Here is a 12,223-nt window from a genome sequence, read left to right on the forward strand (position 1 = left end):
ATCCAGAAGAGGCATTTCTTGGGTTGCTCATATTAGAATTTATTATATCTGATATTTAAATATATTTATCCTAAAATTAATAGAGATTCGGAATTAGAATTTTTTTAATAAATCAAGTTTGATATAAAACCTATGCCATAACAAAATTTATTTCACTTTTCAATAAACACCTCATCTTTAAATAATTGAAAGAATAATTCAAATCATGGCGGACAAAAAATTAAGTCATAAAATCCTAATTAGAGGGATTCTTAGTTATGGATTTATCCTAGCCATCACATTTATTTGTGCTGGTAGTTTGAATTATTGGCAAGGCTGGATTTATAATGGATTAAATATTTTCTTTGTTTCATTCACTTACTATGTTTTGTCAGATAATACTGAACTGATTAAAGAAAGATTAAAACCCGGCGAGGGAATGAAAAGTTGGGACAAAATATATTTTTTGATAACTTCTCCCTTTTATTTTGTAATGATTATACTATCTGCCATAGATGTAGGTCGTTTAGGCTGGGTTCCAAAACTACCTTTATTTGGAGTAATAATTGGAATAGTTCTTTACATAATAGGGCAATCTATATTCTTATGGTCAAAGAAAGCTAATAGATTTTTTTCTACTGTTGTTAGAATACAAAAAGAGAGGGATCATAAAGTCTGTAAAGGCGGGCCTTATCGTTATGTGCGGCATCCTGGGTATGTTGGAGGAATACTATACACATTTGCAACACCTTTGGTATTGGGATCTTTCTGGGGCATCACAATCAATTTATTTACGGTTTTACCTTTAATTATAAGAACTTATTTAGAAAATAAAACATTACAGAAAGAGCTTGATGGATACCTTGAATACACCAAAGAAGTGAAATATAGATTAATTCCTAAAGTATGGTAAGTTCTTAGTGATTAAAGTACCTCATACCTGTAAAGATCATAGAGATTCCAAATTGATTTGAAGTTTCTATTACCTCTTTGTCTCTTATTGATCCACCAGATTGTATAATGTATTTTATGTTATGTTCCGCAGCAACTCTAACTGTATCATCAAAGGGGAAGAAAGCATCAGAAACAAGAACGCATTCAGAAATCTTTTCCTTGAAAAAGTCCTCTTTGGAAATATTTGGCTTCTCTTCATTCCAGGTATTTTCTAAATTTTCATAGATCTTGGGTATAGCAAGTTTTTTAAGTGAGTCAACTCTATTTGGCTGCCCGACTCCACTTCCTAATACCTTAAACTGGCCTTTTTCATACTCCATACCTAAGACAATCGAATTTGATTTAGTATACTTTGTTGCTATAATTGTAAAAAGTCCTAGCTCTTTTTTGCTCTCTGGGAACTTCTCATTTGTAACACATTCCCACTTTTCATAGAGCCCTTCTGGCCTATCTTGTTCAATTACCCCGCCAATCAAGAATTTGTAAACTTTGTCTTCAGAAGTGAAAAGTTTTCCAGTTTCTAATATTCTCAAATCCTTGCTTTTGTTTTTCAAAAATTCTAAGGCATTGTCATCAAAAGAAGGGGCAATTATTACTTCAACAAATTTACCTTTCAAAAAAGAAGCAGTTTCTAAATCGACTTTTCTCGTCAAAGCGATTATGCTCCCATATGCAGATACCCTATCTCCGTCCCAAGCATTTTTCAATGCATCAAATAAAGTCTTTCCTGTAGCGATTCCACAAGGATTTAGATGTTTAACAATTACTGCAGCATTATATTCTGAAAGCTCCTTTGCAGCATTAAGAGCAGCTTCAATATCGAGATAATTATTATATGACAGTGCTTTTCCGTGATGTTGTTTCATGTTTGAAGCGGAAGGTTCAAGAGTATATTTTTTGAAGAATGACGCTTTTTGATGCCAATTTTCTCCATATCTTAGAGGTTTGCCAGAGTCAAATGAAAGTCGCAATTTTTTATTGTCAGTCAGCGCTTCAGAAAGATAAGAGTCAATAGCACTATCATAGTCGGCCGTATGTGAAAAAGCCTTAACACATAATTTTTTTCTCGTTTCATATGAAGTGTTTCCTTTTTCTAACAAATCTTTAGTTACAACTTCATAATCCAAAGGATCTACAATAACAGTAACATATTTGAAATTTTTAGCAGCTGCCCTCAGGAGCGTCACTCCGCCAATATCAATATTTTCAATAGCATCTTCAAGAGAGGGGTTTTTTGCTACAGTTTCTTGAAATGGATACAGATTACAAATAACTATGTCAATAGGTTTTATTCCTTCTGAAATTATTTCATTTTCATGTTCTTTATCATCTCTGATATAGAGAATTCCACCATGGATATTTGGGTGAAGAGTTTTTACCCTACCCCCAATCATTTCTTTAAATCCTGTAATCTTTTCAATAGGCGTAGCATTAATTCCATTTTCTAGAAGAAATTTTAAAGTGCCACCAGTCGATACAATCTCAAAACCTAAACTTGACAGAGTCTTAGCAAATTTTTCAAGTCCTTTCTTGTCTGTAACGCTAATTAATGCTCTCTTTTCCATCACTTTGGCACGTTTGGAAAGCTAATTTAAATAATTTTCTCTTAAGCCCACAGAAAGTTTTAAGTATTATTAGTTAAGTTAATACTCAATGGCTGCAACAGATTATACAATCGCGACTCTTGGAAGTCATTCTGCACTTCAAATATTAAAAGGCGCAAAAGACGAGGGATTTAAGACCTTATGTATAGCAAAAAAAGGGTCAGAAAAAGTCTACAGAAGTTTTGGAGTTGCAGATGAAATTATTTCTGTTGATCATTTCAAAGAACTTTTTTCCTTACAAGAAGAATTAATAAAAAGAAATACTATTCTCATACCTCATGGTTCTTTTATTGCTTATATGAAGATAGAGGACTTCAAAGATCTGAAGGTAATGTACTTTGGCAATAAAGATGTTCTAGAATGGGAATCTGCTAGAGATCTTGAAAGGCGATGGTTAACTGATGCAAATATTAAAATTCCAAGAATATTTGATACTCCCGAACAGATAGACAGACCCGTGATTGTAAAATTTTACGGCGCAAAAGGTGGGATGGGATATTTCCTTGCTAAAGACACTGCGGATTTCAATGAAAAGATTTCAGACCATATCAATGAAAAATACGTAATTCAAGAGTATATTATTGGCGTGCCTGCATATTTCCATTATTTTTATAGTCCGTTAAATTACGAACTAGAAATAATGAGTTTTGATAAAAGATATGAAAGTAATGTAGATTCTATTGGTAGGATATCAGCAAGAGATCAGTTTGCCCTAAAGAAAATTGATCCAAGCTATGTCGTTGTTGGAAATATGCCCATAACTGTCAGGGAATCATTGCTTCCAGAAATATTTGATATGGGTGAAAGAGTAGTTCAAAAATCAAAGGAGCTAATTTCTAGTAGGGGATTGTTTGGGCCGTTCTGTCTTGAAGGGGTAATAACTCCTGAAGCTGAGATATTCATATTTGAAATTTCAGCAAGAATTGTAGCAGGCACAAATCTTTTTGAACCATATTCGCCTTATACTTATATCAAATACGGAAAGCCTATGTCAACAGGAAGAAGAATAGCCTTAGAGATTAAAAATGCAATAAATAATGATAGGCTTTCAGATATAGTTTGTTAGAGACCTGTTGGTATATCTATAAACTCTGTTTTTATACCATATTCTTCTTCAACTTTTTTCCCTAAAGCCTTTACTCCGAGCTTTTCAGTGGCATAGTGTCCAGCAAATATTAAATTTATTCCAGCTTCTTTTGCAATATGGTAAATTGTATGTGAAGGTTCACCTGTAATAAATAGGTCCAATCCTTCTTTAATGCAATCCTCAAATGCAGACCCCCCACCACCACTAACTATACCTACAGATATTATTTTATCAGGTCCAAAATTGAAAGACTCAATTTTAGCAGGAAGAGTTTTTTCTAGGGTTTTAGATATATCTTTAATAGTCTTCAATTTTTCATAACGTCCTTTGAAACCTATCTTTAATCCATGATAGGCTCCAAATGGCTCAGGGTCAGAAAGATTTAATATTTTTATGAGCTCTATATTATTCCCGACTTCTGAATGCATATCAAGAGGCAGATGTGCGGCATATAAGGAAATACCGTTTTCCAAAAGATAAGAAATTCTTTCTTTCACTAGCCCTCTTATACATTTTAATCCACCCCATATTAGCCCATGGTGGACTATCAAGAGATCGGCCTTTCTTTTAGAAGCCTCTTTGAAAATTTCCAGAGAACTATCTACACCCAAGCATATCTTTTTCACGTCCTTTTTTCCCTCTATTTGTAATCCGTTTGCAGATACATCATCTATCTCATTAACTCTAAGATAATCGTCCATATAGCTAACAATCTCATTAAGGTCCATGAAGATAAATTTGAAAAGGCATTTAAATAACTTATACTTACTCCAAATTGCATGGACGTAGAACTGATATGGAATCTTGACTCTTTCCTAAAAAGACTGGAAACACTCAGAGAAAAAGGGGTAGTTTTTGGTATATACAGAAATATTCTCCATGTTGAGGAATTAGCTGCACTAAAAGAACTAGAAAAGGAAAGAAAACAACCCCTATTAATTTCTGAAGATAACGAAGATAGTTATTATGAAAAAGTAAAGATTTGCAAGATGATTCTCTTGGACATAAAAAATGGTGGGCTGTTCTATGAAAAACTGCTAAAAGCTATACCAGAAATAGCATCCATAAAATATGAAGAAATAAAGAGAATTGGTTTCGATGAAGGCTATAATTATTTCTATGTTAAAACGAAAGATGATAAAGAGATTAAACTTGATGAAGAAGATCTCTTGATAGTATACGATAAATTCTATATTTCACCTGACCTATTTGATTTTGAAACTATATACTACGGTGACAAGATTTTTTCATGCCATAAATATTCTGATTTTGATTGCTCAAGAGTATTTGAAATTAAGGAAGAGACATAGTTTCATCTTCTATCCATTTTAGATATTTACTGAATCCTTTTTTTATATCAAAAGCTATTATCTCTGGAATTTCATAAACATGATTCTTCTTAATGAGGTCTTCCACTTCCTGATATTTTTCATCAGTTGTCTTAATTAATAGAATTATCTCACTAGAGTTTCCTATTGATTCTTTCCACCAATAGAGACTATTTACATCTTTTATTATATTAACACAGGCAGCAACTCTATTCTCTAGTAAGATTTTTGATAGATTATAAGCCACGTCTTCATTTGGTGCTGTGGATATGATTAATAGAGGCATGTGATTAATTATAACTACAAGTTTAAATTAATATGTTCAAATTCTACAAATAATATCCTATAGTTTTCTTTGCAGATATTACAAGCTCTTTGGAGAAGATGCAAACGCCACGGCACTGAAAAATACGCCTTCACAGGCCAGTACAATTTTCAATAAATTGCTATAATATTATCTTGACATCATTTCTCATATGCTTGAATTAAAATAGAAACTAAAACTTCACACTAAAAAACTATTTAAAATAATTCACTTCTTTTTGAATGTGGGAGACTTCAAACTTTTTTCTGAATTTCAACCAAACGGTGACCAACCTCAGGCTATTAATGAGCTTAGCCAAGGCATAGAAAAAGGATACAATTATCAGACACTTCTTGGTGTTACAGGTTCAGGGAAAACTTTTACAATTGCTAATTTGATTGAGAAATATAATAAACCCACACTTGTCATTTCTCCAAATAAGACTTTAGCATCCCAGCTTTTTTCTGAATTCAAAGCATTTTTCCCAGATAATGCTGTTGGATATTTTGTCAGTTATTATGACTATTATCAACCTGAAGCATATCTTCCCCACACAGATACCTATATTGAAAAAGATGTTTCTATAAATGAAGAATTAACAAGAATGAGGCACTCTGCAACTGCCTCTCTTCTTTCAAGGAGCGACTGCATAATCGTAGCAAGTGTTTCATGCATTTACGGTCTTGGGTCCCCTGAAACGTATAAAGAGATGGGTACGTTCATAAGGAAAAATGAGCAGATTGATAGGGATGATTTTTTAAAAAAACTAGTTTCGATGCAGTATGAGAGAGACGATTCAGATTTTAAAAGTGGAACATTCAGGGCAAGAGGTGATGTAGTAGAGCTCTTTCCCTTGTTCACAGATTATATAGTAAGAGTTGAATTTTTTGGTGATGAAATAACAAAAATCAGAAAAATTCATCCTATTAACTTTTCAGACATGGGAGATATTGATAACATATATATCTATCCTGCGAGCCACTACCTTATACCTCAAGACACTATAGGCAAAGTCATAACTGAAATCCAAAATGAACTTGAAGTGGTATTAGCTGATTTAAATTCTCAGGGTAAATTCATAGAGGCGCATAGAATTGAAACAAGGACTAAATATGACATAGAGATGATGCAGGAAATGGGTTACTGCAAGGGGATTGAGAATTATTCTCGTTATTTTTCTGGAAGGAAAGCAGGGGAAAAACCTGACACATTAATTAATTATTTTCCAAAGGATTTTCTTTTGATAATAGATGAATCTCATATTACAGTCCCTCAGATTAGAGGAATGTATGAAGGGGATAAATCAAGAAAAGAAACACTTGTAAATTATGGATTTAGACTCCCTTCTGCACTTGACAATAGACCATTAAGATATACTGAATTTGAAACACTTTTGAATCAAGTCATATTTGTTTCTGCAACTCCCGCTGATTATGAATTGGGTATATCCGATAAAGTTGTCGAACAAATTGTGAGGCCAACAGGATTGATAGATCCAGTTGTAATTATCAAAAAAAGAGAAGGCCAGATTGATGACCTTGTTTCTGAAGTCAAAAAGAGAATTGAAAATAATGAAAGAACACTAGTATTAACTCTTACAAAGAGGATGGCAGAAGATTTAACTGACTATCTTCTTGAATTTGGGATAAATGCAAGATATCTCCATTCTGAAATTGATACTTTACAGAGAGTAGAGCTATTACGCGAACTTAGAGCTGGAGCATATGATTGTCTTGTAGGTATCAATCTGCTTAGAGAAGGGCTTGACCTCCCTGAAGTTTCTTTGATTGCGATTCTAGATGCAGACAAAGAAGGATACCTTAGGTCTACAACTTCTTTGATACAAATTATGGGGAGAGTCGCAAGAAATGTATCTGGTACCGTTATAATGTACGCAGATAAAGTCACATCTTCAATGAAGAGGGCAATAGATGAGACTGAAAGGAGAAGAAAGATTCAGACAGAGTACAATATTAAGAACAACATAATCCCAAAAACTATTAAGAAAAAAATAGAAGCCTCTGAAAAAGATCAGGAAGATTACGAAATATCAAAAGTTGAAGATCCAGAAGAGTATTTGGCTTATCTGCATAATGAGATGATCAAAGCTGCAAATAACTTGGATTTCGAAAAAGCTGCATATTTGAGAGATAGAATCAAAGAACTTTCTATTTTATTGGATTAATTATTTAAAGGATTAATTCCAAAATTTTTAGGTGGTAGCGTGATAATTACAACTACGGACTTCATACCCGGTAGAGAAATAGAAAAAGTCATGGGAGTAGTATCTGGTAACTCAATTAGAGCAAAACATATCGGTAAGGATATTGTCGCAGGCCTTAGGACGGTAGTTGGTGGAGAAATAACTGAATATACGCAAATGCTTTCAGAATCTAGACGCGAGGCATTGAAAAGAATGATGGAAGACGCAGAAAGTATAGGTGCTGATGCAGTCATAAACATAAGATACTCCACAAGTGCTGTAATGACTGGTGCTGCAGAGATGTTAGCATACGGAACGGCAGTAAAATTGAAATAACGGTAAACTTATATATTAAATCTTAGCAAAAAGCTTGAGGTTATCACATGCCAAAAGTAACAGTAAACGAGGACTGTTCAGGATGCGAAGTTTGCATCTCTACATGTCCGGTAGCAGTATTCGAAATGCAAGGAGATATAGCAGTACCGGTCAATGAAAAAGACTGTATTGCATGTGATCTTTGTGTAAACGAATGCACAGTAAACGCAATAACAGTAGAGGAGGATTAGAAATGTCAGACGAAAATATCGTATTTGTCGGAAGTAAACCTGTAATGAACTATGTTTTAGCTGTTGTAACACAGCTCAACAATAAAGAAACAGACAATGTAGTAATAAAAGCAAGAGGAAGAGCCATTTCTAGAGCAGTCGACGTTGCAGAAATTGTCAGAAACAAATTCGTAGTAGACGTTAACGTACAACAAATATCTACATCAACAGAAACTATTACAAGAGATGACAATTCAAGTGCCAACGTTTCTGCAATAGAGATAACTCTTAAAAGATAAAATAAAAAATTTTATTATTTTTAATTTAATTCTAATAAGATTCTATTTTAATAACTATTTTGCACCTTAATTATTAAAGATTATGTTTAGACTAGAAAATTTCTTTACTTGAATATCCTCTTGACCACTTCCAATGTTATATCATAAGTTCTATCGTAACTCTTCCCAAATTTCTGCCCTGCCTTTGTCTGGTCTATCTCCATTACATCGGCGCCTACAATCTCTATTTTTTTCTCTTTGGTATATTTGTTCAATCCATCTATGATTCTGTAAATCTCAGATTCTTCAAGACCAAGGTAGTCCAAGAATCTAGCACCGGTTAATGCCTGCCTTGAACCAATATCAATATCAACTGAAATATAGACATAAGGGGTCTTAATTTTTTCAAAGACTTTTTTAAGTGCCATTTCAAAGTTTGCTTTCAGTTTATTTTTTGGCAGAATAGTTACACCATCATCTTCAAATTTTTTATAAAACTCGAAATATTCTCTTATTCTTAGGTCTCTTGCATCTTTTGCAGCATTTGGGGGATAGTCTGAAACTCCTAGGACAAAGAGATTCTTAGGGAGTATCTTCTTTTCCTTTAAAAGAAAGTAAAGAAATGAATCCGCATTGAAACTGTCAACTCTGTTATATAAATAAGGATCATCTTTAGAAAATTTAGTATTTGGATTAAATTCAATATCATGTTGGATTAATTTTAACCTCTGGGTTGGAATTATTCCATCAAAATGACTATCGAGCATTACTACAGAGATATTTGTTTTTCCATATTTCTCTGCCAAAGCTTCGATGCACCCACCTGTTCCAGAGTGATCAACTCCGATCATCAATGGAACATCAGGCAGTACTTTTTCCTTAACAAATTCTTTCACCTTAGAAGCATATTCTCTGCATCCATCAGCATCTATAAAAGCCACAATATTATCAACACCGACCATGAAAAGGTCGTCTTTCTTCGGGGCAGGTATCAACCAAGGCTCAACATCTACTTTCCCCGCCTTTGTGTATTTTACTTCATTGGAATCTTTTAACTTTCCAGACACAATTTCGTAAGGATCGTTATTAGAGTTCGTATTTGATATTTTATTAAATACCGACTCTTCTCTTTCATCAGGGTCCAAGTTTAAACCAAATACCTTAATTTTCTTCATTTAGTCACAAAGACAATTTTTTTAATCACCTTTTAACCTTTACTCCAAAGACTTAAATATTTATACTACTAAAGGAACTTGTTAATGTAGGTGTTTTAAATGCTTGATGTACCTCTATCAAAAGTAATAAAACGTGACATAATCCTGATGAAACCCAAAGACACTGTTTCAAACGCAGCCAGAGTAATGACAAAAGACAATTCTAATGCAGTAGTTGTAGTTGATGAAGGTGAACCTGTTGGTATAGTCTCTGAGAGGGATATATTAAGAGAGGTTGTATCAAAAAAGAAAAAACCTTCAGAAATAACTCTAGAACAAATAATGACTTCACCTGTTGTTACAATTAGTAGTGGCAAGATGATAAGAGATGCCTCAGAATTGATAACTCAAGAGAAGATTAGAAATTTGGTAGTTATTGATGAGGGTATACCGGTGGCAATAATTACGCCAAGAGATATATTGTCATTATCTTTTGAAGAGTGGAGATTCGAGCCTGATGATAGCGTTATCGCCACACCCCCTCCTGAAGGCGGGATTTGTGAGATGTGTGGTACCTATACGTCCGCACTAAAACTTGTCAATGGACAGTTTGTATGTGACGATTGCAAGGAAATCATGGAAGAAGAGAACTATTAATCCATATTTTGGTACAGGTGATAAAATGATTTCCTTTGCCAGAATAGGTGTTAAAAACTTATTTTGCCCTTTTATTTTTTTAAAAGTTGAAGGTGGTGGTTGAATGAATGTAAGAGAAATTATGAAACGCCCAATAAAAGTAGATAAAGACCGAAAACTATCAGACGCAATAAAATTAATGGAAAAGAAGGAGGTATTAAGACTCCCAGTAATAAACGATGGTAAACTCATAGGAATACTCACTGCAAGCAACATAATTGAAAAGATTGGTGATTCAAGAAGTCTAAATCTAGACGTTTCTTCGTTCCATATATCCTCCTCTATAACTAAAAACCCATACACAATATCCGCAGATGAAAATGTAAAAAAAGCACTTGAATTTTTTAGAAGTGACTATATATCCATACTTCCAGTCGTTGAAGGTGATGAACTTGTAGGCATGATTACAAGAAGGCACATGATTCCCTTAGTTGAATCAAAAGGGACAATCGGTGATGCAATGACTAAGAAATACGGCACATTATCATGGGGAGATCGAGTAATTCACGCAAGAAAGCAATACCTTGACGATAAAATAAGATACTTTGCAATCAAATCCCAAAATAATTATATGGGCCTAATATCTGTTAAAGATTTGTTATTTGGTCTTTATAAATTCAGGAAAAATATCAATGCAAAACACCACCCTGAAACCCTTATAAAAGAATTTAAAGTTGAAGAAATATTAACTAGAGAACCAGAAATGCTTGATCCAAATGTTCCTCTTGAAACTTTAAGAAAACAAATAGTTAAAAAGACTCAATTTACTTATCCAGTTTCAAATTCTTCCAAAGATGTTAATGGATTCATAGGGCACCATGAGATCTTGTTAAACAGTGAAATCACAGCTTGATTTTGCAATAATTTTTAATATCTTATTACCTTTGAGTATATAATGAGAGACAATATGTCTCAAGATCCAATGAAAACGTGAATCATGTGATGAACGAATTCAAAGGACCGTCATGAGAGCACAGGCATATAAGGCTGTGTTTGATGGAAGTCCAATATCTTGGTGAATTTTAGGTGAACATATATTTACCAATTCCTAATTTATTGAATTGCGATCGCACTCCGGTTGATCCTGCCGGAGGCTACTGCTATTGGAATTCGACTAAGCCATGCGAGTCAAGGTGTCTTCGGACGCCGGCATACGGCTCAGTAACACGTAGGTAACCTACCCTCAGGACTGAGATAACCCCGGGAAACTGGGGCTAATATTAGATAGATAAAAGGTACTGGAATGTTCTTTTATCCAAAGCTTTTGCGCCTGAGGATGGGCCTGCGCCCGATTAGGTTGTTGGTGGGGTAATGGCCCACCAAGCCTACGATCGGTACGGGCAGTGGGAGCTGAAGCCCGGAGTTGGGGACTGAGACAAGGCCCCAGGCCCTACGGGGCGCAGCAGGCGCGAAACCTCTGCAATGCGGGAAACCGTGACAGGGGGATTCCAAGTGCTCATGCATTGCATGGGCTGTTCTTTGGTCTAAGTAACCAGAGGAGTAAGGGCTGGGCAAGACCGGTGCCAGCCGCCGCGGTAATACCGGCAGCTCAAGTGGTAGCCGCGATTATTGGGCCTAAAACGTTCGTAGCCGGATAAGTAAGTCTTTGGTTAAATCCTGCGACTTAACCGTGGGAAATCTAGAGATACTGCTTGTCTTGAGACCGGGAGAGGTTGGAGGTACTCCCAGGGTAGGGGTGAAATCCTGTAATCCTGGGGGGACCACCTGTGGCGAAGGCGTCCAACTGGAACGGGTCTGACGGTGAGGGACGAAACCTAGGGGAGCGAGCCGGATTAGATACCCGGGTAGTCCTAGGCGTAAATGATGCGAGTTAAGTGTGGGGGCATCTACGAGATGGCCCTGTGCTGTAGGGTAGCCGTTAAACTCGCTGCCTGGGGAGTACGGTCGCAAGGCTGAAACTTAAAGGAATTGGCGGGGGAGCACCACAAGAGGTGGAGGCTGCGGTTCAATTGGACTCAACGCCGGAAAACTCACCGGGAGCGACAGCAGTATGATTGCCAGGTTGATGACCTTGCTTGACAAGCTGAGAGGAGGTGCATGGCCGCCGTCAGTTCGTACCGTGAGGCGTCC

The 12,223-nt window shown here is 35.5% G+C and carries 13 protein-coding genes and 1 rRNA gene; 10 read left to right on the forward strand and 4 right to left on the reverse strand.

Going from position 1 to position 12,223, the window contains the following annotated elements; translation table 11 throughout:
- The first annotated feature begins 205 nt into the window (after positions 1-205).
- The gene (locus KO464_01385; GenBank protein ID MCC7572024.1) at positions 206-892 is read left to right on the forward strand and encodes an isoprenylcysteine carboxylmethyltransferase family protein; all 687 of its coding nucleotides are present in this window, start codon (positions 206-208) and stop codon (positions 890-892) included.
- A gap of 4 nt (positions 893-896) precedes the next feature.
- Here KO464_01385 and purH read toward each other — a convergent pair whose 3' ends face one another.
- Positions 897-2,498 (reverse strand): bifunctional phosphoribosylaminoimidazolecarboxamide formyltransferase/IMP cyclohydrolase, encoded by a 1,602-nt coding sequence (gene purH / locus KO464_01390; GenBank protein MCC7572025.1) that lies wholly within the window; start codon positions 2,496-2,498, stop codon positions 897-899.
- An 88-nt stretch (positions 2,499-2,586) separates the two neighbouring features.
- Here purH and KO464_01395 point away from each other — a divergent pair, with 88 nt between their 5' ends.
- Entirely contained in the window at positions 2,587-3,603 is a 1,017-nt protein-coding gene (locus KO464_01395) for a formate--phosphoribosylaminoimidazolecarboxamide ligase (protein ID MCC7572026.1), read from the forward strand.
- Here KO464_01395 and KO464_01400 read toward each other — a convergent pair.
- Entirely contained in the window at positions 3,600-4,352 is a 753-nt protein-coding gene (locus KO464_01400; protein ID MCC7572027.1) for a Nif3-like dinuclear metal center hexameric protein, read from the reverse strand. The genes KO464_01395 and KO464_01400 overlap by 4 nt on opposite strands.
- A gap of 51 nt (positions 4,353-4,403) precedes the next feature.
- Between KO464_01400 and KO464_01405 the strand changes: the two genes are divergently transcribed.
- A complete protein-coding gene (locus KO464_01405; protein ID MCC7572028.1) occupies positions 4,404-4,934 on the forward strand; it encodes a hypothetical protein in 531 nt (176 codons plus the stop codon).
- Here the strand turns inward: KO464_01405 and KO464_01410 are convergent.
- A complete protein-coding gene (locus tag KO464_01410) occupies positions 4,918-5,238 on the reverse strand; it encodes a divalent-cation tolerance protein CutA (protein ID MCC7572029.1) in 321 nt (106 codons plus the stop codon). The genes KO464_01405 and KO464_01410 overlap by 17 nt on opposite strands.
- A 262-nt stretch (positions 5,239-5,500) precedes the next feature.
- Here KO464_01410 and uvrB point away from each other — a divergent pair, with 262 nt between their 5' ends.
- From uvrB to albA, 4 genes are read left to right on the forward strand one after another with little or no spacing between them, the layout of a single operon-like run.
- Positions 5,501-7,441 (forward strand): excinuclease ABC subunit UvrB, encoded by a 1,941-nt coding sequence (uvrB, locus tag KO464_01415; GenBank protein MCC7572030.1) that lies wholly within the window; start codon positions 5,501-5,503, stop codon positions 7,439-7,441.
- Positions 7,442-7,480: 39 nt separating this feature from the next.
- Positions 7,481-7,795, forward strand: coding sequence for a YbjQ family protein (locus KO464_01420; GenBank protein MCC7572031.1), 315 nt, complete (start codon positions 7,481-7,483; stop codon positions 7,793-7,795).
- Between the two features lie 47 nt (positions 7,796-7,842).
- A complete protein-coding gene (locus KO464_01425; GenBank protein MCC7572032.1) occupies positions 7,843-8,025 on the forward strand; it encodes a 4Fe-4S binding protein in 183 nt (60 codons plus the stop codon).
- 2 nt (positions 8,026-8,027) lie between these two features.
- A complete protein-coding gene (gene albA, locus KO464_01430; protein ID MCC7572033.1) occupies positions 8,028-8,303 on the forward strand; it encodes a DNA-binding protein Alba in 276 nt (91 codons plus the stop codon).
- Positions 8,304-8,407: 104 nt separating this feature from the next.
- On the opposite strand, the gene KO464_01435 is transcribed toward albA, so the two are convergent.
- The gene (locus tag KO464_01435; GenBank protein ID MCC7572034.1) at positions 8,408-9,457 is read right to left on the reverse strand and encodes an arginase family protein; all 1,050 of its coding nucleotides are present in this window, start codon (positions 9,455-9,457) and stop codon (positions 8,408-8,410) included.
- Positions 9,458-9,556: 99 nt separating this feature from the next.
- Between KO464_01435 and KO464_01440 the strand changes: the two genes are divergently transcribed.
- From KO464_01440 to KO464_01450, 3 genes are all read left to right on the forward strand, one after another.
- Positions 9,557-10,093 carry a CBS domain-containing protein gene (locus tag KO464_01440; GenBank protein MCC7572035.1) on the forward strand — a complete coding sequence of 179 codons (537 nt, stop codon included), beginning with the start codon at positions 9,557-9,559 and terminating at the stop codon, positions 10,091-10,093.
- Between the two features lie 103 nt (positions 10,094-10,196).
- Positions 10,197-10,985, forward strand: a complete 789-nt coding sequence (locus KO464_01445) for a CBS domain-containing protein (protein MCC7572036.1) — start codon at positions 10,197-10,199, stop codon at positions 10,983-10,985.
- Positions 10,986-11,203: 218 nt separating this feature from the next.
- Positions 11,204-12,223, forward strand: a 16S ribosomal RNA gene (locus KO464_01450); the annotation flags it as partial.

The sequence above is a fragment of the Methanofastidiosum sp. genome (genome assembly GCA_020854815.1).
Classification (GTDB): domain Archaea; phylum Methanobacteriota_B; class Thermococci; order Methanofastidiosales; family Methanofastidiosaceae; genus Methanofastidiosum.

Excerpts from the sequence above, each read along its gene's own strand:
- KO464_01410 (MCC7572029.1), bottom strand. The coding sequence starts at position 5,238 with ATGCCTCTATTAATCATATCCACAGCACCAAATGAAGACGTGGCTTAT.
- KO464_01425 (MCC7572032.1), top strand. The coding sequence starts at position 7,843 with ATGCCAAAAGTAACAGTAAACGAGGACTGTTCAGGATGCGAAGTTTGC.
- KO464_01405 (MCC7572028.1), top strand. The coding sequence starts at position 4,404 with ATGGACGTAGAACTGATATGGAATCTTGACTCTTTCCTAAAAAGACTG.
- KO464_01440 (MCC7572035.1), top strand. The coding sequence starts at position 9,557 with ATGCTTGATGTACCTCTATCAAAAGTAATAAAACGTGACATAATCCTG.
- KO464_01435 (MCC7572034.1), bottom strand. The coding sequence starts at position 9,457 with ATGAAGAAAATTAAGGTATTTGGTTTAAACTTGGACCCTGATGAAAGA.
- KO464_01445 (MCC7572036.1), top strand. The coding sequence starts at position 10,197 with ATGAATGTAAGAGAAATTATGAAACGCCCAATAAAAGTAGATAAAGAC.
- purH (MCC7572025.1), bottom strand. The coding sequence starts at position 2,498 with ATGGAAAAGAGAGCATTAATTAGCGTTACAGACAAGAAAGGACTTGAA.
- KO464_01385 (MCC7572024.1), top strand. The coding sequence starts at position 206 with ATGGCGGACAAAAAATTAAGTCATAAAATCCTAATTAGAGGGATTCTT.
- KO464_01395 (MCC7572026.1), top strand. The coding sequence starts at position 2,587 with ATGGCTGCAACAGATTATACAATCGCGACTCTTGGAAGTCATTCTGCA.
- KO464_01400 (MCC7572027.1), bottom strand. The coding sequence starts at position 4,352 with ATGGACCTTAATGAGATTGTTAGCTATATGGACGATTATCTTAGAGTT.
- albA (MCC7572033.1), top strand. The coding sequence starts at position 8,028 with ATGTCAGACGAAAATATCGTATTTGTCGGAAGTAAACCTGTAATGAAC.